The sequence below is a fragment of the Streptomyces sp. Wb2n-11 genome, assembly GCF_001049855.1.
In the GTDB taxonomy this organism is placed as follows: Bacteria; Actinomycetota; Actinomycetes; order Streptomycetales; family Streptomycetaceae; genus Streptomyces; species Streptomyces altiplanensis.
In genome coordinates this window covers 5,642,682-5,662,928 of record NZ_CVPB01000001.1, presented here as the reverse complement: position 1 = coordinate 5,662,928, position 20,247 = coordinate 5,642,682, and the positions used below count along the sequence as shown (strand labels likewise).

Annotated in this window: 22 protein-coding genes and 1 pseudogene; 14 read left to right on the top strand and 9 right to left on the bottom strand. The window is 72.3% G+C overall.

The window, feature by feature from the left end; translation table 11 throughout:
- Window positions 1-78 precede the first annotated feature (78 nt).
- Window positions 79-519, top strand: a complete 441-nt coding sequence (locus BN1555_RS25800; protein ID WP_093801606.1) for an ASCH domain-containing protein — start codon at window positions 79-81, stop codon at window positions 517-519.
- A gap of 112 nt (window positions 520-631) precedes the next feature.
- Here the strand turns inward: BN1555_RS25800 and BN1555_RS25795 are convergent, their stop codons facing one another.
- Window positions 632-2,287 carry an FAD-binding dehydrogenase gene (locus BN1555_RS25795; protein ID WP_093801605.1) on the bottom strand — a complete coding sequence of 552 codons (1,656 nt, stop codon included), beginning with the start codon at window positions 2,285-2,287 and terminating at the stop codon, window positions 632-634.
- Window positions 2,288-2,434: 147 nt separating this feature from the next.
- Between BN1555_RS25795 and BN1555_RS25790 the strand changes: the two genes are divergently transcribed.
- The 7 genes from BN1555_RS25790 (at window position 2,435) to BN1555_RS25760 (ending at window position 7,463) form a co-directional block, all read left to right on the top strand.
- Entirely contained in the window at window positions 2,435-2,974 is a 540-nt protein-coding gene (locus tag BN1555_RS25790) for an NUDIX domain-containing protein (protein WP_093801604.1), read from the top strand.
- 10 nt (window positions 2,975-2,984) lie between these two features.
- Window positions 2,985-3,383, top strand: coding sequence for a YidH family protein (locus tag BN1555_RS25785; protein ID WP_093803647.1), 399 nt, complete (start codon window positions 2,985-2,987; stop codon window positions 3,381-3,383).
- Entirely contained in the window at window positions 3,380-3,700 is a 321-nt protein-coding gene (locus tag BN1555_RS25780) for a DUF202 domain-containing protein (RefSeq protein ID WP_093801603.1), read from the top strand. The genes BN1555_RS25785 and BN1555_RS25780 overlap by 4 nt, the downstream gene beginning before the upstream one ends.
- 104 nt (window positions 3,701-3,804) lie before the next feature.
- On the top strand, window positions 3,805-4,101 hold the full coding sequence (locus BN1555_RS25775; RefSeq protein WP_093801602.1) for a hypothetical protein: 297 nt from the start codon (window positions 3,805-3,807) through the stop codon (window positions 4,099-4,101).
- A gap of 100 nt (window positions 4,102-4,201) precedes the next feature.
- The gene (locus BN1555_RS25770) at window positions 4,202-5,113 is read left to right on the top strand and encodes an MBL fold metallo-hydrolase (protein ID WP_093801601.1); all 912 of its coding nucleotides are present in this window, start codon (window positions 4,202-4,204) and stop codon (window positions 5,111-5,113) included.
- Window positions 5,114-5,213: 100 nt separating this feature from the next.
- Complete coding sequence (locus BN1555_RS25765; protein ID WP_093801600.1) at window positions 5,214-6,239, top strand: phosphotransferase family protein; 1,026 nt, start codon at window positions 5,214-5,216, stop codon at window positions 6,237-6,239.
- A gap of 9 nt (window positions 6,240-6,248) precedes the next feature.
- Window positions 6,249-7,463 (top strand): acyl-CoA dehydrogenase family protein, encoded by a 1,215-nt coding sequence (locus BN1555_RS25760; protein WP_093801599.1) that lies wholly within the window; start codon window positions 6,249-6,251, stop codon window positions 7,461-7,463.
- A gap of 136 nt (window positions 7,464-7,599) precedes the next feature.
- On the opposite strand, the gene BN1555_RS25755 is transcribed toward BN1555_RS25760, so the two are convergent.
- The 3 genes and pseudogenes from BN1555_RS25755 to BN1555_RS25745 form a co-directional block, all read right to left on the bottom strand.
- On the bottom strand, window positions 7,600-8,193 hold the full coding sequence (locus BN1555_RS25755) for a TetR/AcrR family transcriptional regulator (protein ID WP_093801598.1): 594 nt from the start codon (window positions 8,191-8,193) through the stop codon (window positions 7,600-7,602).
- 40 nt (window positions 8,194-8,233) lie between these two features.
- Window positions 8,234-9,831 (bottom strand): annotated as a pseudogene (locus tag BN1555_RS25750) (class I adenylate-forming enzyme family protein).
- Window positions 9,832-9,944: 113 nt separating this feature from the next.
- Window positions 9,945-10,709, bottom strand: coding sequence for an SDR family oxidoreductase (locus BN1555_RS25745; protein ID WP_093801597.1), 765 nt, complete (start codon window positions 10,707-10,709; stop codon window positions 9,945-9,947).
- Between the two features lie 169 nt (window positions 10,710-10,878).
- On the opposite strand from BN1555_RS25745, the gene BN1555_RS25740 reads away from it, so the two are divergent.
- The 3 genes from BN1555_RS25740 to BN1555_RS25730 all read left to right on the top strand — a co-directional run bounded on the left by BN1555_RS25740 (window position 10,879) and on the right by BN1555_RS25730 (window position 14,301).
- Window positions 10,879-12,141 (top strand): exo-beta-N-acetylmuramidase NamZ family protein, encoded by a 1,263-nt coding sequence (locus tag BN1555_RS25740; protein ID WP_093801596.1) that lies wholly within the window; start codon window positions 10,879-10,881, stop codon window positions 12,139-12,141.
- A 90-nt stretch (window positions 12,142-12,231) separates the two neighbouring features.
- Window positions 12,232-13,551: an MFS transporter gene (locus tag BN1555_RS25735; RefSeq protein WP_093803646.1), complete on the top strand. Its 1,320-nt coding sequence runs from the start codon at window positions 12,232-12,234 to the stop codon at window positions 13,549-13,551.
- Window positions 13,552-13,689: 138 nt separating this feature from the next.
- A complete protein-coding gene (locus BN1555_RS25730; RefSeq protein ID WP_093801595.1) occupies window positions 13,690-14,301 on the top strand; it encodes a hypothetical protein in 612 nt (203 codons plus the stop codon).
- Between the two features lie 101 nt (window positions 14,302-14,402).
- On the opposite strand, the gene soxR is transcribed toward BN1555_RS25730, so the two are convergent.
- On the bottom strand, window positions 14,403-14,897 hold the full coding sequence (soxR, locus tag BN1555_RS25725) for a redox-sensitive transcriptional activator SoxR (RefSeq protein WP_093801594.1): 495 nt from the start codon (window positions 14,895-14,897) through the stop codon (window positions 14,403-14,405).
- Window positions 14,898-15,017: 120 nt separating this feature from the next.
- Here soxR and BN1555_RS25720 point away from each other — a divergent pair, with 120 nt between their 5' ends.
- Window positions 15,018-15,479, top strand: coding sequence for a MaoC family dehydratase (locus BN1555_RS25720; protein WP_093801593.1), 462 nt, complete (start codon window positions 15,018-15,020; stop codon window positions 15,477-15,479).
- Between the two features lies 1 nt (window position 15,480).
- Here BN1555_RS25720 and BN1555_RS25715 read toward each other — a convergent pair whose 3' ends face one another.
- The 4 genes from BN1555_RS25715 to BN1555_RS25700 form a co-directional block, all read right to left on the bottom strand.
- Window positions 15,481-16,119: a TetR/AcrR family transcriptional regulator gene (locus BN1555_RS25715; protein WP_093801592.1), complete on the bottom strand. Its 639-nt coding sequence runs from the start codon at window positions 16,117-16,119 to the stop codon at window positions 15,481-15,483.
- Between the two features lie 81 nt (window positions 16,120-16,200).
- Window positions 16,201-16,488 (bottom strand): YiaA/YiaB family inner membrane protein, encoded by a 288-nt coding sequence (locus BN1555_RS25710; RefSeq protein ID WP_093803645.1) that lies wholly within the window; start codon window positions 16,486-16,488, stop codon window positions 16,201-16,203.
- 61 nt (window positions 16,489-16,549) lie between these two features.
- The gene (locus BN1555_RS25705; protein WP_093801591.1) at window positions 16,550-17,506 is read right to left on the bottom strand and encodes a D-2-hydroxyacid dehydrogenase family protein; all 957 of its coding nucleotides are present in this window, start codon (window positions 17,504-17,506) and stop codon (window positions 16,550-16,552) included.
- A 39-nt stretch (window positions 17,507-17,545) separates the two neighbouring features.
- Complete coding sequence (locus tag BN1555_RS25700) at window positions 17,546-18,697, bottom strand: acyl-CoA dehydrogenase family protein (RefSeq protein WP_093801590.1); 1,152 nt, start codon at window positions 18,695-18,697, stop codon at window positions 17,546-17,548.
- Between the two features lie 73 nt (window positions 18,698-18,770).
- Between BN1555_RS25700 and BN1555_RS25695 the strand changes: the two genes are divergently transcribed.
- Both BN1555_RS25695 and BN1555_RS25690 read left to right on the top strand, forming a co-directional pair.
- Window positions 18,771-19,436, top strand: coding sequence for a TetR/AcrR family transcriptional regulator (locus tag BN1555_RS25695; protein ID WP_093801589.1), 666 nt, complete (start codon window positions 18,771-18,773; stop codon window positions 19,434-19,436).
- A 14-nt stretch (window positions 19,437-19,450) separates the two neighbouring features.
- Window positions 19,451-20,206 (top strand): winged helix-turn-helix domain-containing protein, encoded by a 756-nt coding sequence (locus BN1555_RS25690; RefSeq protein ID WP_093801588.1) that lies wholly within the window; start codon window positions 19,451-19,453, stop codon window positions 20,204-20,206.
- Window positions 20,207-20,247 lie beyond the last annotated feature (41 nt).

Sequence of the window (20,247 nt, the reverse complement as noted above, 5' to 3'; positions counted from 1 at the left end):
AACTTTGAGCTGCGGCGCGGTAGTTGAACTCAGCCCTATCTCCCGCGCCCCGCTTGCCCCGGCACCTAGTCTTGTCGCATGTCTGAACGCTCACCGCTGCCGCCGTGCCTGTTCGCCTTTCCCGGCCCGCTGCGCGACCGGCTGGTCGCCGCCGTGCTGGCCGGCGAGAAAGTGTCGACGACCGGTCTGCTCGCCGAGTACGAGGCGGAGAAGGAGGAGCTGCCGCCGGCCGGTGAGCGCTCCGTGGTGATCGACTCGGACGGCCGCGAGGTCGCGGTGGTCGAGCTGACCGAGGTGCGGGTGCTGGCGCTCGGCGACGTGGACCTCCAGCACGCGCTGGACGAGGGCGAGGGGTACACGTCGGTCGCCGCCTGGCGCGCGGGGCACGAGAGGTTCTGGCACAGCGAGGAGATGCGGGAGGCGCTGGGCGACCCGGAGTTCACGGTCGACGACACGACGCCGGTCGTCGCCGAGCGCTTCCGGGTCGTGGAGCGGCTGGACGGGGCGGAGCCGGCGTAGGCGGTGCGCTCGCGGCGGCTCTCCGTCTGCGCCGCCGTCCGCGCCGCCTCCTTGCGCCGCCGCCCGTACCGCCTCCTTGCGCCACCGCCTTCGCCGCCACCCGTGCCCCCGCCTACGCCACCGCCTTCGCCGCCGCGCGGCCCGCCGCGCGGCCGGAGAAGAGGCAGCCGCCCAGGAAGGTGCCTTCCAGGGAGCGGTAGCCGTGCACGCCGCCTCCGCCGAACCCCGCCGCCTCGCCCGCCGCGTACACGCCGGGCAGCGCGCCGCCGCCCTCCGTGAGCACCCGCGAGGACAGGTCGGTCTCCAGCCCTCCGAGCGACTTGCGGGTGAGGATGTGCAGGCGTACGGCGATGAGCGGGCCCGCCTGGGGGTCGAGGATGCGGTGCGGCGGTGCCGTACGGATCAGCTTGTCGCCCAGGTAGTTGCGGGCGCCGCGGATCGCCATCACCTGGAGGTCCTTGGTGAAGGTGTTGGTGATCTCGCGGTCGCGGGCGGTGATCTCGTGGCGCAGCGCGGCCTCGTCGATCAGCGGCTCCCCGGTGAGCGCGTTCATGCCGCGCACCAGTGAGGCCAGGTCCTTCTCGACGACGAAGTCCGCGCCCCTGTCCATGAACGCCTTGACCGGCGCCGGTACGACCGCCCGCGCCCGGCCGATGACGTCGCGCACCGACTTCCCCGTCAGGTCCGGGTTCTGCTCGGACCCCGAGAGCGCGAACTCCTTGCCGATGATCTTCTGGTCGAGGACGAACCAGGTGTAGTCGTACCCGGTCTTCATGATGTGGTCGAGCGTGCCCAGGGTGTCGAAGCCGGGGAAGAGGGGCACGGGCAGCCGCCTGCCGCGGGCGTCGAACCAGAGGGACGAGGGGCCCGGCAGGATGCGGATGCCGTGCCTGGCCCAGACGGGGTTCCAGTTCTGGATGCCCTCGGTGTAGTGCCACATCCGGTCGCGGTTGATCATGCGGCCGCCGGCCGCCTCCGTGACGCCGAGCATCAGGCCGTCGACGTGCGCGGGTACGCCGGAGAGCATCGAGGCGGGCGGCGTGCCGAGCCGCTGGGGCCAGTTGGCGCGTACGAGATCGTGGTTGCCGCCGATACCGCCCGAGGTGACGATCACCGCCTGGGCCCTCAGCTCGAAGGACCCGGTCACCTCCCGGCTGCTGGCGGCGCCGCGCTCGGCGGCCGAGGGCTCCAGGACCTCCCCGGTGACGGTGTCCACCGATCCGGCGCTGCGGGCGAGCCCGGTGACGCGGTGGCGGAACCTCAGCCGGACCAGGCCGCGCGCCACCCCGTCACGCACGCGACGCTCGAAGGGGGCGACGATGCCCGGGCCGGTGCCCCAGGTGATGTGGAAGCGGGGTACGGAGTTGCCGTGTCCGGTGGCGTCGTAACCGCCGCGCTCGGCCCAGCCGACGACCGGGAAGAAGCGCACGCCCTGCCCGTGCAGCCAGGCCCTCTTCTCACCGGCGGCGAAGTCGACGTACGCCTCGGCCCACTTGCGCGGCCAGTGGTCCTCCTCCCGGTCGAAGCCGGCCGTGCCGTGCCAGTCCTGGAGGGCCAGCTCGCGGCTGTCCTTGATGCGCATGCGGCGCTGCTCGGGAGAGTCGACGAAGAAGAGCCCGCCGAAGGACCAGTGCGCCTGGCCGCCGACGGACTGTTCGGGCTCCTGGTCGAGCAGAATCACCCTGCGGCCCGCGTCGACGAGTTCCGCGGTGGCCGCCAGGCCGGCGAGGCCCGCCCCGATCACGATCACATCAGCGTCGTACGCCATGGTTTCCGTCCTTGCCGGGGCGAGTGGAACGATCCGAGCGGGAAGTTACTCGTGCGTCAGATCTTCGGCAGCGGTGGGCGGAGCGTCAACAGGTCCACAAGGGTGGGATTGGATGGCCGTATGAATCCTGTGAGTCCGGCGAGTCCGGTGAACCCCGCTGACGAAATCCTGGACATCGTCGACGAGAACGACGAGGTGACCGGGCAGGCCCCGCGCGGTGAGGCGTACGCGCGCGGTCTGCGCCACCGCTGCGTCTTCGTCCTGGCGCGGGACGGCGAGGGCCGGTACTTCGTGCACCGCAGGACGCCGGTGAAGCTGGTCTTCCCCTCGATGTACGACATGTTCGTGGGCGGGGTCGTCGGCGCGGGCGAGTCGTACGACGAGGCGGCGCTGCGGGAGGCGGAGGAGGAGCTGGGCGTCCCGGGGCTGCCCGCGCCCGTGCCGCTGTTCAAGTTCCTGTACGAGAGCGGCGACGCCACGCGGACCTGGTGGTCGTACGTCTACGAGGTGCGCTGCGATCCGCCGGTGAGCCCGCAGCCGGAGGAAGTGGCGTGGCACGCCTTCCTGACCCGGGCGGAGCTGGAGCGGCGGCTCGCCGGCCCGGGGTGGGAGTGGGTGCCGGACGGCCTGGCGGCGTGGGAACGGCTGCGCGCCTTCAGGGACGGTTCGACCGAATCCGGCCGGTAGGGTGCGATGGGTGATCGAGTTCGTGCGGAGTCTGCGGCTGTGGTTCGCGCCGCAGCGCATCAGGGAAGAGGGCGAGACCCCCGACTACCGCTTCTCGCTGGCCAACGAGCGCACCTTCCTCGCCTGGATCCGTACCGCGCTGGCTCTCATCGGCGGCGGTTTCGCGGTCGACCAGTTCCTGCCGGACCTGGTCTGGGAGGTCCGCGCCGGCATGGCGCTCGGGCTGCTGGCGGCCGGGGTGCTGTGCGCGCTGCGGGCGGTCAACCACTGGGTGCGCTGCGAGGGGGCCATGCGGCGCGGCGAGGATCTTCCCGTCACCCGTTTCCCGACGCTGCTGAGCCTCGTGGTCGCCGTCGTCGCGGTCGCCATGGTGGTGGTGGTCCTCTTCGGCTGGGGAGGCAGCCGTTGACCGCCCCCGCCCCCGCCAGGGACCCCGGCCTCCAGCCGGAGCGGACCCGGCTGGCCTGGCGCAGGACCACGCTGTCCTGCACGGTGGTGGCCGTACTCGCGGCGAAGCAGGCGCTCCACGACGGGACCGGCGTGGTCCCGGTGGTCGCCGCGGCGCTCTGCGCGCTCGTCTGGCTGGGGTTCCTGCGGGTCGCCCACCGCCGCATCCAGGCTGTCGGCGGCACGGCACGGCCGGCCCCGATGCCGGTGCGCGCCGCGCTGACGGCGACGGCCTGCACGATCGCCCTCGCCGGGTTCGCCGTGGCGATCGTGGTCTGACCCGGACCCGGACCCGGACCCGGACCGGACCCGGGTGAAGCGGGCGTTCGGGATTAGCCTTGAAGTACCGCAAAGCACCCGGAACCGCACCAGAGGTGAATGTGATGACCCCCCTCCACCAGGAGCACGCCACCCACGGGCACACGCACGGACCGGCCTGCGGACACACCGCGGTGCCGCACGGCGACCACACCGACTACGCGCACAACGGGCACATGCACCGCGAGCACTCCGGGCACTGGGACGAGTGCGAGTCCGCGGACCACATCACGCACGGCAGCCACACGCATCAGCACGGCCAGGACTGCGGGCACAGCGCCGTCACCCACGGCGACCACCTCGACTACGTCCACGACGGCCACCGCCACGCCGCTCACGGCGGCCATTGGGACGATCACTGAGCACGGGATCGCGGTCCGGCCCCCGGGCTCCCTTCCCCCGGGCGGGCACGGGCTGGCAGGCTCGGTCCGACCAGTTCGGCCACCGACCGGGGGAACCCCATTGCCCGCCACCGCCCCGTACACCGTCCGACTCGCGCCCCACGTGCACGCCTACATCCAGCCGGACGGCGGGTGGTGCCTGAACAACGCCGGGTTCGTCAGCGACGGCGCCTCGACCCTCCTCGTCGACACCGCCGCCACCGAGCGCCGCGCGCACGCACTGCGCGAAGCGCTCCTGGCGACCGGCGCGCCGCTCCCCCGCACCGTCGTCAACACCCACCACCACGGCGACCACACCTACGGCAACGGCGTCTTCCTGCCCGGGGCCACCGTCGTCGGGCACGACGCCTGCCGCGCCGAGGTCCTGGCCGCCGGGCTCCAGCTGCACCAGGTGTGGCCGCACCACGACTTCGGCGACATCACCGTCGCCGCCCCCGCCCTCACCTACAGCGAGCGGCTCACCGTCCACGCGGGCGGCACCGAGGTGCGGATCCTCCACCCGGGCGTCGCGCACACCACCGGCGACTCGGTCGTCCACCTGCCGGAGTACGGGATCGTCTTCACCGGCGACCTGGTCTTCCAAGGCGGCACGCCCTTCCTCCCCATGGGGTCGCTCAGCGGCTCCCTGCGCGCGCTCGACCTGCTCCGCTCGCTCGGCGCCGACACCGTCGTGCCCGGCCACGGCCCCGTCACCGACCCGTCGGCGTACGACGCGACCGAACGCTATCTGCGGTACGTCGCCGAGCTCGCCGAGGCCGGGCACGCCAAGGGGCGTACGCCGCTGGAAACCGCCCGGGAGGCCGGCCCCGGGGCCTTCGCCGAACTGCGCGAGAGCGAGCGGCTCGTCGCCAATCTGCACCGCGCGTACGCGGAACTGGACGGCCTGCCGGAGGGCTCGCCGCTCGATCCGGTGCTCGTCTTCGGTGACATGGCGGTCATGAACGGAGGGAAGCCGGTCGCCTGCCACGCGTGATCCCCGTCTCGGGCACGTCGGCACACTGGACGGCATACCGACTGGTCGGCATGATGAGGCGCGACGATTGTCCGCCCCCGGAGGTGCCCCCATGAGCGCAGTGAGCGCAGTCCACCCGCCAGGTCTCGATCCCGACCGGCTGCGCGGTCATCTCGACCGCGAGCGGCCGGGGCTGGTGCGCGGACCGCTCAGCGCACGGCTCATCGAGGGGGGCCGTTCGAACCTGACGTACGCCGTCACGGACGGCGCCTCCCGGTGGGTGGTGCGGCGACCGCCGCTCGGCCACGTGCTGGTGACCGCGCACGACATGAAGCGCGAGTTCCGGGTGATCAGCGCCCTGCATCCGACGGACGTGCCGGTGCCCGCGCCGGTGCTGCTGTGCGAGGACGAGTCGGTCCTCGGATCGCCGTTCTACGTCATGGAGTTCGTGGAGGGCGTTCCCTACCGCACGGCCGACGAGCTCTCCGCGCTGGGCGCCGAGCGCACCCGCGGCGCCGTGCTGGGACTCGTCGACACCCTCGTCGTCCTGCACGCCGTGGACCCGGAGGAGGTGGGCCTCGGTGACTTCGGCCGCCCCGAGGGCTTCCTGGACCGGCAGCTGCGCCGCTGGGGCAAGCAGCTCGACGCCTCCCGCAACCGCGAACTGGCGGGCATCGACGAACTGCACGCCGCACTCGGGCGCTCGCTGCCCGGATCCCCCGCGCCCACGGTCGTGCACGGCGACTACCGGCTCGACAACGTCCTGATCGGCGGCCCGGACGACCGGATCAACGCCGTCCTCGACTGGGAGATGTCGACGCTCGGCGACCCGCTGACCGACCTGGGGCTGCTCGTGATGTACAGCTCCGAGCTGGGCCTGCCCGACTCCCCCGTCTCCACGACGTCCGGCGCCCCGGGCCACCCGTCGGCGCGCGAGATCGTCGAGCGCTACGCCGCCGGGTCCGGCCGGGACACTTCCGGCATCGCCTGGTACACGGCGTTCGCCTGGTTCAAGCTCGCCGTGATCCTCGAAGGCATCCACTACCGCTACACGCTCGGGCAGACCGTCGGCGCCGGCTTCGACCGGATCGGCGACCTCGTGCCCGTCTTCATCGAGCACGGTCTGACCACCCTCCAGGAAGGCTGAGACACCCTCATGGATTTCGCATACGACGCCCGGACCGAAGAGCTCCGCGTCAGACTCCTCGCCTTCATGGACGAGTTCGTGTACCCGGCCGAGGCCGTCGCCCACGAGCAGCGCGCGCAGCTCGCCTCGCCGTGGGACACCCCGCAGGTGGTGGAGGACCTCAAGGCGGAGGCGCGCCGGCAGGGCCTGTGGAACCTCTTCCTCCCCGACGCGGAGCACGGCGCCGGGCTGACCAACCTCCAGTACGCTCCGCTCGCGGAAATCACCGGCCGCAGCCCCCAGTTGGCGCCGACGGCACTCAACTGCGCGGCTCCGGACACCGGGAACATGGAGCTGCTCGCCCAGTTCGCCTCGGACGAGCAGAAGAAGCAGTGGCTGGAGCCGCTCCTCGCGGGCGAGATCCGGTCGGCGTTCGCGATGACCGAGCCGGAGGTCGCCTCGTCGGACGCCACGAACATCGAGACCCGGATCGAGCGGGAGGGTGACGAGTACGTCGTCACCGGACGCAAGTGGTACATCTCCGGGGCGATGAACCCGGACTGCGGGATCTTCATCGTGATGGGCAAGACCGACCCGGACGGTGCGGACGTCCGCCGTCAGCAGTCGATGATCCTGGTGCCGCGCGACACGCCGGGGGTCGAGGTCCGGCGCGCCATGCAGGTGTACGGGTACGAGGACCACTCCCACGGCGGTCACGCCGAGGTCGTCTTCGACGGGGCGCGCGTGCCCGCTTCCGCTCTCGTCGGCGAGGAGGGCGGCGGCTTCGCCATCGCCCAGGCCCGCCTCGGCCCCGGCCGGATCCACCACTGCATGCGGCTGATCGGCATGGCGGAGCGGGCGATCGAGCTGATGTGCCGCCGGGCGGTGGAGCGTACGGCCTTCGGCAAGCCGCTCGCCCAGCAGGGCGTCGTGCACAACTGGATCGCGGACGCGCGGGTGACGGTGGAGCAGCTGCGGCTGCTGGTGCTCAAGACGGCGTGGCTGATGGACACGGTGGGCAACCGCGGGGCGCACACCGAGATCCAGTCGATCAAGATCGCTACGCCGCGGGCGGTCGTCGACATCCTCGACAAAGCGGTGCAGCTGCACGGCGCGGGCGGGGTCAGCCAGGACTTCCCGCTGGCGGAGCTGTGGGCGGGGGCGCGGACGCTGAAGCTGGCGGACGGGCCGGACGAGGTGCACCAGCGGTCGCTGGCGCGGCGCGAGCTGAAGAAGTACGTGTAGGGCCTGCGGGCGGGGGCGGGGGCCTGCGGTGCGCCCGCGGCGGGTTTCCGCCCCCGCACCTTCCCGCACTGGGACAAGCCCCCGAGCCCCCGGGCGGGCCGGTAGGGCCCCCGCGGCCGGGAGGGCCCCGCCGTCCCTACGGCCGCAGCGCCCGCAGCAGCAGGTCCGCCAGGTGGTCCGCCACCTGCTGCGGCGTAAGCGGGCCGTCCGGGCGGTACCACGTCGACAGGTGGTGGACCGAGCCGAAGTGGTAGTCCACCACCAGGTCGGCCGGGGTCGCCGTGGAGAAGACGCCCGTCTTCTGGCCCTCCTCGACCAGCGCGCGGAACCGCTCGTGGTAGCGGCGGCGTTCCGCCCGTACCTGTTTGTCCTTCTCCGGGCTCAGGTGGTGCATGGAGCGGAAGAAGATCGACGCGTCGTCCAGGTTGTCGATGGTCGTGACCACCACGTCCGCCGCCGCGTCCCGCAGCCGCTGCTCCACCGGCGCCTCGGCGTCGGCGAACGCGTCGAGGCGCTCCTGCTGGAGGCGCAGGACACGGGCGTACACCTCGTGCAGCAGGTCGTCCTTGGAGCCGAAGTAGTGGTAGAGCGCGCCCTTGGTGACTCCGGCCGCCTCGACGATCTCCTGCACCGACGTGCGGTCGTAGCCGCGCTCGGCGAACAGGCGGGTGGCGGCGGCCAGCAGCCGCTGGGGGACGGGGACACCGCTCCCGTCCGTCGTCCTGGCCATTGCCGCCACCTGCCTTTCGTCGAAACAACCGGTTGAGGGTTCAGGAGCGGGAACGCAGTTCCCGCCTGAGGATCTTCCCACTCGTCGTCTTGGGAAGTTCCGGCAGGATCTCCACTTCGCGCGGGTACTTGTACGCGGCCAGCCGCTCCTCGCAGTACGCCGAGATCTCCGACGGCGCCACCTCGGCCCCGGGCCGCAGGCTGATGTACGCCTTGACGCTCTCCCCCCGGTACGCGTCGGCGACGCCGACCACGGCCGCCTCGCGCACCGCGGGGTGGGTGTAGAGCACGTCCTCGACCTCGCGCGGCCAGACCTTGAAGCCGGACGCGTTGATCATGTCCTTCTTGCGGTCGACAACGTAGAGCCACCCGTCCTCGTCCATGAAGCCGATGTCGCCGGTGCGCAGCTCCCCGCCGGGAAACGCCTCGGCGGTCGCCTCCGGGCGGCGCCAGTAGCCGGGACCACCTGCGGGCCGCTGACGGCGATCTCGCCCTGCTCGCCGAAGGGCACGTCCTCGCCCTTCTCGTCGACGATCCGCACGACGGTGTCGGGACCCGGTACGCCGACGGAGAGCGTGCCGGAGACCGGGTCGACCGGGGCCTCCTTCTCGGGCGGCACGGACGCGCAGGGCGCGGTGCACTCGGTGAGTCCGTAGCCGTTGCGGATGTACGGGCCGAAGCCCGCCCGGAACTTCTCCACCAGGGCGGGCGGCAGCGGGGCCCCGCCCGAGGAGATCACCTGGAAGGACGCGAAGTGCTCGCGGGTGACGCCCGGCGTGGCGGCGAGCGCCATGAAGGCGGTGGAGGGGCCGACGGTGTAGGCGGGGCGGTGTTCGGTGAACGCGTCGAGGACGACGCCCGGATGGAAGCGGTAGGCGAGGACCAGGGTGCCGGCGTTGGCGGTGCAGGCGGCCAGTTCGCAGACCATGCCGGTGATGTGGAAGAGGGGCGCCAGGGCGAAGTACGCCGAGCCCTCGGCCACCGGATGCCCGGTGCGCTGGCGCTCGGCGTTGTACATGATCCCGCCGTGGGTGTTCATGGCGCCCTTGGGGGTGCCGCTGGTGCCCGAGGTGTAGCTGATCAGCGCCACGTCGCCGGCGGTGAGTGCGCGGTCCGCGGGCGCGGCGAGGCCCTGGCGGGCGACGGTCACCAGGTCGTCGGCGTCCGGGGCCTGCGGCGCCACCCGCTCGAAGTTCAGGACCCGAGTGTCGTTCCTGGTCTGGAGGTCCAGCTCGCAGGCGGTGAGGGCGATGCGTACGGGCGAGTCCGCGGCGGCGCTGCGCAGGTACGCCTCCCACGCGCGGTCCGAGCAGATCAGCGCGGTCGCCTCGGCGTCCCCGAGCGCGTGGCCGGCCTCGGCCGACTTGTACATCGGGTTGAGGGGTACGACGGTGGCGCCGGCCTTCCAGGCGCCGAGCAGCGCGAGGACGAAGTGCGGGCTGTTCTGGAGCATGACCGCGACCCGGTCGCCGCGCCGCAGGCCCCTGGCCGCCAGGTGGCCCGCGACGGAGTCCGAGAGCGCGTCGGTCTCGCGGTAGGTCAGCCGGCCGTCGAAGTAGGCGAGGGCGGGGTGGTCCGGTGCGCGGTCCACCGCGTCGGCGAAGGCGTGCAGCAGAGTGGCCGGCGGGTCCACGGGCATCCGCTGGGCCTCGCTGAGCTGGGCGATCCAGGGCTTGGCCGCGTAGACCGACGCCCCCGTCGGCCGCTCGTCCGTCGGTTGCTCGCTCGTCGGCTGCTCACTGGTCGTCCCGCTCATCGGCCGGCCTCTTCCCACTTCTGCTGCAGGTGGTTCATTCCGGCCAGCCAGCGGTCGGGGCTCCCGGCACGTGCCTGGTAGTACCCGGCGACCTCGGGGTGCGGCAGGATCAGGAAACGGTCGGCCGCGATGCCGTCGAAGAGCGCCTCGGCGACGTCCTCCGGCTCGACGGCGGTGGGCGCGAGGACCAGTTCGCCGGCCGAGCCCGCGGCGGTCAGCATATCGGTGCGTACGCCCTGCGGGCAGATCGCGTGGACCTTGACCCCGCGGTGGCGGTAGGTCAGCGAGAGCCACTCGGCGAACGCCAGCGCGCCGTGCTTGCTGACGCTGTACGGGGCCGCGCCGACCATGCTCAGCAGGCCGGCCGCCGAGACGGTGGACACGAACCGGCCGCTGCCGCGCTCCAGCCAGCCGGGCAGCAGCGCCCTGGCCGCCCTGACGTGGGCCATCACGTTGACGTCCCAGGCGGCGGCCCAGACCGCCTCGTCGGCGAAGGCGTCGCCGGGCGAGGCGAGGCCCGCGTTGGCGCAGTACACGTCGACCGTGCCGCCGAGCGCCTCACGGGCCTCCTCGACGATCGCGGAGGCGTCGCCCGCTACGGCGGTGGCGCCGGTCTCGTCGGCGATCGCCTTGGTCTTCCGCGCGTCGAGGTCGTTGACGACGACGCGTGCGCCCCCGGCCGCGAATCTGCGCGCGAGCGCGGCTCCGATGCCGCCTCCCGCACCGGTGACGACGACTCCCGCGTCCTGGAACTGGCTCATCCCTGAGGCCCGCCTCTCTGCCGACAACCTCAGCAGACTAACCAGTCGGTATGGACCGGCGGAAGGGGTGAGAAGGTCCGAACCCGCCGTGCCCGCCTCGTTCCCCGGGGCCGCCCCGCGCGCTAGCGTGCGTGGCCATGACAGACGGCGCCGATCACGGAGGTACGGGATGAGCCTGTCCAGACGCGGACTGCTGGCCGCCACGGGGGCGGCGGGAGCGGCGGGGGCCGCCGGAGCGCTCGCCGCCGCGGCCCCCTCGGCCGCCGCCGGCCGCCGCGGACGCTTCCGGGTGCGCACCGGTTTCGACCGGCTGGCCGCCGACGGGTACGCCCTCCTCGCCGGGCAGAGGGTGGGCGTCGTCACCAACCCGACGGGCGTCACCTCGGACCTGCGCCACATCGTGGACGTCATGCACGCCGACGACCGGGTGAACCTCACCGCCGTCTTCGGACCCGAGCACGGTTTTCGCGGCACCGCGCAGGCGGGCGGCTCCGAGGGTCGCTACGACGATCCGGCGACCGGGCTGCCCGTGTACGACACGTACGTGAAGAGCGGGCAGCCGCTCGCCGACGTCTTCACGGCGTCGGGCGTGGACACGGTCGTGTTCGACATCCAGGACGCGGGCGCGCGTTTCTACACGTACATCTGGACGCTGTACGACTGCATGGCGGCCGCCGTGCTCGCGGGCAAGCGGTTCGTGGTGCTCGACCGGCCGAACCCGGTGTCGGGGCGCGCCGCGCTCGGGCCCGTGCTCGACAAGGCGTTCGCGACGTTCGTGGGGCGTGAACCGATCGCCCAGGCGCACGGCATGACGGTCGGTGAGCTGGCGCGGCTCTTCAACGGCGAGTTCCTGGCGCGGCCCGTGGCGCTGGAGACGGTGAAGATGACGGGCTGGCGGCGCGGCGACTTCTTCGACGCGACCGGTCTGCCGTGGGTGCCGCCGAGCCCCAACATGCCGACGCCCGACACCGCGCTGGTGTACTCCGGCACCTGTCTCTTCGAGGGCACGAACCTGTCGGAGGGGCGGGGCACGACCCGGCCCTTCGAACTGCTGGGCGCGGAGGGCGTCGGCCACGGGTGGGCCCGGGCCGCGAACGCCGCCGGACTGGACGGTGTGCACTTCCGCGAGGCGTACTTCACGCCGACCTTCTCCAAGTTCCAGGGGAAGACCGTCGGCGGCGTACAGCTGCACGTGCACGACCGGGCGGCGTACGACCCGGTGCGCACGGGCATCGCGCTGCTCGTGACGGCGAAGAAGAGCTGGAGCGGCTTCGCGTGGCGGGCCGACAACTGGATCGACAAGCTGACGGGCAGCACACGGGTCCGCACGATGATCGACGCGGGCGCCGGGGCGGACGAGGTGGTGGACGCCTGGCGGTCCGGCCTCGCGGCGTTCGACTCGGTGCGCCGTGAGTACCTGCTGTACCGCTGACAGCCGGTCTCAGCATGCGGGACCAACCGTCCCGCGGATTGACTGCACAGTACACGAAACGTGAAAGTGCCGGTCGTGACCGACGACATCATGAACACAGCGGCGAAGCGGGCCCCGGCCCCCGACGCGCCCTCGGGGGACGAGAGTTCCGAGAGCCTGCGCCGGGTGGCCGTCGCCAGCTTCGTCGGGACCGCCATCGAGTTCTACGACTTCTACATCTACGGCACGGCCGCCGCGCTCGTGCTCAACGAGGCGTTCTTCCCGAACCTCTCGCCCCTCAACGCGACCCTCGCCTCCTTCTCCACCTACGCGGTCGCCTTCGCCGCCCGCCCCATCGGGTCGCTCGTCTTCGGCCACTTCGGCGACCGCGTCGGCCGCAAGTCCGTACTGGTGGCCTCGCTCCTGCTGATGGGCCTGTCCACCGCGTGCGTCGGCCTGCTTCCCGGCTACAGCACGCTGGGGGTCTGGGCGCCCCTGCTGCTCGTGTTCCTGCGCTTCCTCCAGGGCATCGGCCTCGGCGGTGAGTGGGGCGGGGCCGCGCTGCTCGCCGTGGAACACGCGCCACGCGGACGGCGCGGGCTCTACGCGGCCTTTCCCCAGCTCGGCCCTTCCGTCGGGTTCTTCGCGGCGACCGGCCTCTTCTGGCTGCTGTCGGCCGTGCTGGACGACCGGGCGTTCGCGAGCTGGGGCTGGCGGATCCCGTTCCTGCTGTCGTTCCTGCTGGTCGCGGTCGGTCTGTTCGTACGGCTGAAGATCAGCGAAACCCCGGTGTTCGCCCGGGTCATGAAGCAGCAGGAGGCCAGCAGGGCACCCGCCCTGGAGGTGTTCAGGCGGCACCCCAGGGAGCTGCTGCTGGGCGCGGGTGGCATGGTCGTCGCGTACGGGCTCTTCTACACGGCGACGACCTACTGCCTCGCGTACGCGACGACCACGCTCGGCCTGGACCGCGGCACCATGCTGGGCCTGTCGCTCGTCGCCTGCCTCTTCCTCGCGGCCGGCACGTGGCTGGCCGCCACCCGCTCGGACGGGGCGGGCAGGCGCCGGCTGGTCCTCGCGGGCAGCGGACTCGCGGTCGTCTGGGGCCTGGTGCTCTTCCCGCTGCTCGACACCGGACAGCCCGTGCTCATCGCGCTGGCGCTCGGCGGCGCGCTGTTCTGCATGGGCGTGGTGTACGGCCCGATGGGCGCCTACCTGCCCGAACTGTTCGGCGCCCGCGTCCGCTACTCCGGTGCCTCGCTCGCGTACAACCTGGGCGGCGTCCTGGGCGGGGCGGTGTCCCCGCTGATCGCGACCCGGCTGCAGGCGGGGTTCGGTTCGGCCTCGGTCGGCTGGTACGTCAGCGCCATGGCCGTCGTGTCGCTGCTGTGCGTGCTGGCTCTGCCGGAGACGCGGGAGCGCGAACTGGGCTGACGGCCGACCCGGTGCGCCGGCCCGTTCTGGTGTTTTTCTCCGCTGATGACGCCCATTCAATTTTCGATGGAGCCGAACGGGGCACCCGTACGTCCACTCTGTGACGCCGAAGTACCAGCGACGGAGGTGGCAAGTGCAATGGCCGGTTTCCGGAGTCTTGCAAGACAGGTGCGCGACCCGCGGTGCGATCTGGCACTGCGGCGGTATTCGCTGCGCAAATGCCTGGAACGGTTCGCCCCTTACGGGCACCGGGCGACCTGGGACCATCTGTGCTCACGGCACATGATCGAACCCGAGGACAGGGCACCCGATCCGGCGCGGCTGGTGGCCGCGCTCGACGAGTTGGAGGAGGCGCGGGCCGTCTGGCTCGCGTACGAAGCGGAGTTCGCCCGGCGCCGCAAGCGCGAGAAGCACGACGGGCTGCGGCGGCCCGGCTCCTTCGACGACTGGCACCGCCGCACCTGGGGAGGGTGCGGGGTGGCCTGGTGCGACGATCCCTCGGTCCATCCGGTGGCGCCGCTCGGCGACGTACTGCGCCGCCTGATCTCCGCCCTGGAGAGCGGGCCCGGGGCGAACTGCCCCGTGTGCGCGGAGAGCGAGATCGTGTGGGAGCAGGGGCTGGTCCATGAGCCGTGGTTCGGGCCGGTCTGCACGGGCTGCGGCATTCTGGTGCCGCAGCCCGTGCTGACGCCCGAGGCCCTGGCGGAGTCCAAGAGGATACGGCGCCGGGAACTCGCGTCGGTGGCGTGAGCGCGCGGGGGCGCGGCGCCCGTACCGGCGTCCGCCCTCCACCGCGTCGCCGCCGCCTGTCGCGTCGCCGCCCGCCCCGCCGCCGACGGCGCTGCCGCGGCTCAGGCGCTCGGCTGCTCCCTGCAGTCCTGCGACGCGCTCCGGTGTTCGGGGAGCAGCCGGGAGCCGGCCATGCGCTCGCCGAAGACGTCGTCCGGGTTGGACAGCACACAGGTCTCCAGCGACAGGCAGCCGCAGCCGATGCAGTCGGTGAGGTGGTCGCGGAGCCGGCCGAGCTGCTTGATCCGCTCGTCCAGCTCCGAGCGCCACGCCTCGGAGAGCCGTGCCCAGTCCTCGTGGTTGGGGGTGCGCTCCTCGGGGAGTTCCGCCAGGGCGTTCCTGATCGTCGCGAGTGGTATGCCGACGCGCTGCGCCGCGCGCACGAAGGCGACGCGGCGCAGCGCGTCACGGCTGTAGCGTCGCTGGTTGCCCGTGGTCCGACGGCTGGTGATCAGGCCCTTGGACTCGTAGAAGTGGAGGGCGGACACGGCGGCGCCGCTGCGCGCTGACAGCTGGCCGACGGTGAGTTCGTGGATCTTCTCTGGTATCTGCGGCACTCCTCGAACCCTACTGGCCCCGTCGTTGACAGAACACTGGAGCCGAACCATGCTGAGCAAGCGCTTAGACAAGCCGTCGGAACGCGAGTACGCAGCCGCATGAGAGGCAGGGGCCGGGACATGGCAGAGCCGAGGATCTTCACTTCCGCCGAGGAGCTGCGCGCCGGGGTGGGCGAGCAGCTGGGGCACAGCGAGTGGCTGGACGTCGACCAGAAGCGGATCGACCTCTTCGCCGAGGCCACCGGCGACCACCAGTGGATCCACGTGGACCCGGAGAAGGCCGCGGCGGGCCCGTTCGGGACGACGATCGCGCACGGCTACCTGACGCTGTCGCTGCTGCCGGCGCTCGTCCCGCAGATCATGCGGGTCGAGGGCGCGAGGATGGGCATCAACTACGGCACCAACAAGGTGCGCTTCCCGTCCCCCGTGCCGGTCGGCTCGCGGCTGCGCGCGACGGCCGTGCTCAAGGAGGTCACGGAGACGGGCGGCGGCGTACAGGTGACGGCCGTCGTCACGGTGGAGCGCGAGGGCGGGGACAAGCCCGCGTGCGTGGCGGAGTCGGTGTCCCGCTACTACTTCTGAACTACTTCTGGGCGGTGACCATCCGCAGGACGAGGTCGGCGTACAGCGCGCCGACCTCGTCGGGCGTCCTGCGCCCCTGCGCGTTGAACCAGCGCGCCACGTCGATGCACAGCGACAGCACGGCGAGGGTGGTGCCCGGGACGTCCGGTACGTCGAACTCCCCCGCCTTCACACCGTCGTTCAGGATCCGGCGTACGGCGGCGTCGCTACGGCGGCGCAGTTCGACGATCTCCGTGCGGTGCTCCTCGCTGAGCGCGTCGAGCTCGTACTGGACGACGCGCGCCGTGGTGTGCCGCTCCGCGTGCCAGCGGACGAAGGAGCGCACGGCGCCGTCGAGCCGCTCGGCGGCCGTGCCGGGGCCCTCCGCCGCGGCCTGGAGGATCTTCAGGGCCTTGTCGTGCCCGATGCGGCTGATCCGGTGAAGGAGCTCTTCCTTCGTCTTGTAGTGGATGTAGAGCGCGGCAGGGCTCATCCCCGCGCGGCCCGCGATGTCGCGGGTCGTGGTCGCGTGGTAGCCCCGCTCGGCGAACGCCTCGACAGCGGCGACCAGCAGCTTCCTGGCCGCCTCGGGGGTGACTTCGCCCCACGGCTTGTCCACGCCGTCGGCCGTCTCGCCGGCCGTCTCGTCCGCCGCACTCATGGCTCGCCCCTTCCGTCTTCCGTCCCGCAGGAACGCACACCATACCCCGAAGGTGAGCAAGCGCTTAGAGATCGCCCGGGCTCAGAGCTTCTGGAACGGGTCGTGCTCGGCGAGGAGCTTCTCCAGGCGGGCCTGGTCGACGCGGCTCACGATCTGCCCGGCCTCCTGCCGGTCCCTGACCACCTTGGCGAGGGTGAAGGCGGAGGTCACCAGGTACAGGATGCCCACGCCGAGGAAGGCGCGCACCCAGGGGTCGGCGTCCATGTAGAGGATGCCCAGGGACACCGCGCCCAGGGCCGTCACGAAGGCGGCGACGGCCTGCCCGTAGTACGCCGTCGTGTTCTGCTGCTTCACCGGTGTGTCGCTCATGCCCGCCAGCATGGGCGGGGGCGGCGCGGGCCGCATCCGCTCCCGTACTCACTTCGCGTACTCAGAGCCGCCGGGCCGGGTTCCCCTCCAGGAAGGCCGCGATGTCCTCCACCGCCTGCTCGTAGTAGGTGCGGTAGTTGCGCTCGGTCACGTAGCCGAGGTGCGGCGTGGCGAGCAGGTTCGGCAGCGAGCGCAGCGCGTCGCCGTCGGGGAGCGGCTCCGTTTCGAACACGTCCACGCCGGCGCCGGCGATCCACCCCTCGCGCAGCGCCCGGACGAGCGCGGTCTGGTCCACGACGGCGGCGCGCGAGGTGTTGACGAGGTAGGCCGAGGGCCGCATCCGCTTCAGCTCGTCCGGACCGAGCAGCCCGCGGGTCCGGTCGCCGAGCACCAGGTGGACCGAGACGAAGTCGCTGGTTTCGAGCAGTTCCTCCTTGGTGGGCGCGAGCCGGACGTCCTCGGCCCGGGCCCGCTCGGCGGTCAGGTTCCGGCTCCAGGCCGTCACGTCCATGCCGAAGGCCCTGCCGATCCGCGCCACCCTGCCGCCGGTCCTGCCGAGGCCCAGCAGTCCCAGGCGGCGGCCGTACAGGTCGGTGCCGACGGTGCTCTGCCACGGGCCGTGCTCGCGCAGGGCCGTGTTCTCCCGGACCACCTGCCGGGCCAGTCCGAGGATCAGCGCCCAGGTGAGCTCGACCGGCGGCTCGGAGCTGCTCGCCGTCCCGCACACCGTGACTCCGTGGAGCGCGGCGGCGCCGAGGTCGATGGAGGCGTTGCGCATTCCCGAGGTGACCAGAAGCCTGAGGCGGGGCAGCCGGGCGAACAGCCCGGCGGTGAACGGTGTGCGCTCCCTCATCACGACGGCGATTTCGCAGTCGCCGATCGCTTCGGCCAGTTCGCCCTCGTCGGCGAAGTGCCGCCGCAACGACGTCACCTCGACCGCGCCGGCCACCCGGGACCAGTCGGCGGTGGACAGCGCGACGCCCTGGTAGTCGTCGAGCACGGCACAGCGCAGTTTCATCGTCGTCCCTCCGTCACGGAGCTTGGAACGTACGCCGGTTCAGAAGGCGGAGACCCCCGTCAGGGCGCGGCCGATGACGAGCTTCTGGATCTGGCTGGTGCCCTCGTAGAGCGTCATCACACGGGCGTCGCGCAGCAGCTTGCCGGCGGGGTACTCGTCGATGTAGCCGTAACCGCCGAAGACCTGGAGGGCGTTGTTCGCGGCGCGCACGGCGGCCTCGGAGGCGAAGAGCTTCGCCTTGGACGCCTCGGTGACGAACGGCTCGCCGCGGTCGATCAGGTCGGCGACGCGCCAGGTCAGCAGGCGGGCGGCGTCCACGTCCACCGCGATGTCGGTGATGAGTTCCTGGACGAGCTGGTGGTGGGCGATGGTCCTGCCGAACTGCTCGCGCTCGGTCGCGTACTTCACCGCCGAGTCCAGGGCCGCCTGCGCGATGCCGACACAGCCCGCCGCGACCGACATGCGGCCCTTGGCGAGGGCGGACATGGCGACCGAGAAGCCCTTGCCCTCGGGCGCCACCATCGCGGAGGCGGGGACCCGTACGTCCTCCAGGGACAGCTCCGCGGTGGCCTGGCCGCGCAGGCCGAGCTTGCCGTGGATCTCGCGGCGGGTGAGGCCCGGGGTGCCGGTGGGCACCAGGAACGCGGAGACGCCCTTGTGGCCGGGGGCGTCGGTGGAACGGGCGAAGAGCAGCACCACGTCGGCCCAGGTGCCGTTGGTGATGAACGTCTTGGTGCCGTTGATGACGTACGCGTCGCCGTCGCGCACGGCGCGGGTGACGAGGCTGCCCGCGTCGGAGCCCGTGCCGGGTTCGGTGAGCCCGAAGCAGCCGACCAGATCGCCGGAGGTGAGGCCGGGCAGCCACTGCTGCTTCTGCTCCTCGGTGCCCCAGTGCGCGATGGTCTTGGCGACCAGACCGAGCGATACGGACACGATGCCGCGCACCGAGGAGTCGCCGCGACCGAGCTCCTCGGTGACGAGGCAGTACGCGAGGTGGTCGCCGCCGGAGCCCCCGTACTCCTCGGGGATCGTCAGGCCCAGGAAGCCGAGGGCGCCGAGCTTCTTCACGACTGCGCGGTCGACGCTCTCGGCCCGGTCCCAGGCGACGACGTGCGGTGCGATCTCGCGGTCGGTGAAGTCCTTGGCGAGCTGCCGCACCGCGGTCTGTTCCTCGCTGAGCTCCAGATTCATCCCGGCACCCCACTTTTCATGAGCCTTTAATTAGCACTGCTAGTTTCTTGTTGGCACGCCTACTATGTGCCGCATGGCCCGACCGCGCAAGCCCCTCCTCAGCCGTGACCGCATCGTGGGCGCGGCAGGTGCGCTCGTGGACTCCGAAGGGCTCGACGCGGTCTCCACGCGCCGGCTCGCCGCTGAGCTCGGGGTCAGCGGGCCGTCCCTCTACAACCACTTCCGCAACAAGGACGAGATCCTCGACGCGGTCGCCGACACGGTCAGCGCCAAGGTCGACCTGTCGATGTTCGACCCGGAGGACGGCCGCGACTGGCGGACCGCGCTGCACGACTACGCCGTCTCCTACCGCGCGGCACTCACCGAGCACCCCAACATCGTCCCGGTGCTGGCCCGGGGGCCGGGGCGGCGGCCCGCGGGGCTGCGGGTCGCCGACGCCGTGTTCGGCGCGATGGTCAGGGCGGGGTGGCCGCCGGCCCAGGCGACGTACATCGGTGCGCTGATGCGGTACTTCATCACCGGCTCGGCGCTCGGCTCGTTCGCGAGCGGCTTCGTCGACGACGAGACGGCGTACGACCCGGCGGACTATCCGCACCTCGGCCAGGCCCATCTGCTCGCCGAGCGGCGGCAGAAGGTCGACGAGGGCGCCTTCGAGACGGGGCTGCGCGCGCTCGTCGACGGCTTGGCGCTCCAGTACGCGCAGTTGGGGACGGTTCGGTCCTCGCCGAACCGTCCCTGACGCACCCTGGGACCATGGCGCACCACGACTCCCCCGCTTCTTCCCCCTCCCCCGCCGCCCGCCTCGCGGCGCTCGCCGCCCTCCTCGCCGACGAGACCCGGGCCTCCTTCTGCCTGGCACTGCTCGACGGGCGGGCCTGGACGGCCGGCGAACTGGCGCGCCATGCGGGGGTGGCCGCTTCGACCGCGAGCGAGCACCTCGGCAGGCTCGTCGGCGGCGGGCTCCTCGCCGAGGAGCGGCCGGGCAGGCACCGGTACGTCCGGCTCGCCGACGCGCGGGCGGCACACCTCGTCGAGGACCTCGCCGCACAGGCGGCGCCACCGGCCGACGAGCGGCCGGACCCGCCCCGTTCGCTGCGGGCGGCGGGTGCGAGCAGCGCGATGGCCCGCGGGCGCACGTGCTACGACCACCTGGCCGGGCGGATCGGCACCGTGATCGTGGACGCGATGACCACGCGCGGCCTGTTGCGGCAGGACGCCGGCTTCGCCCTCACGGACGGCGGAGTGGGCTGGTTCGGCGCGCTGGGCATCGGCCTGGAGCGCACGGGCCGACGGCCGCTGGTGCGCGCCTGCCTCGACTGGACGGAGCGCCGGCCGCACCTGGCGGGGGTGGCGGGAGCGGCGCTGTGCCGTCATGCGCTGGACGCGGGGTGGTGCGTACGGATCGGTTCGGAGCGGGCGGTGAGGGTGACGCCCAAGGGGGACCGGGCGCTGCACGAAGCGCTGGGTATCGAGCCGGGGACGCTCCTGCGGACGCCGGTCCGCGACTGAGGCGGGCCGGGCCCGACCGCACGCGGGCGCAGGGCGCGTCG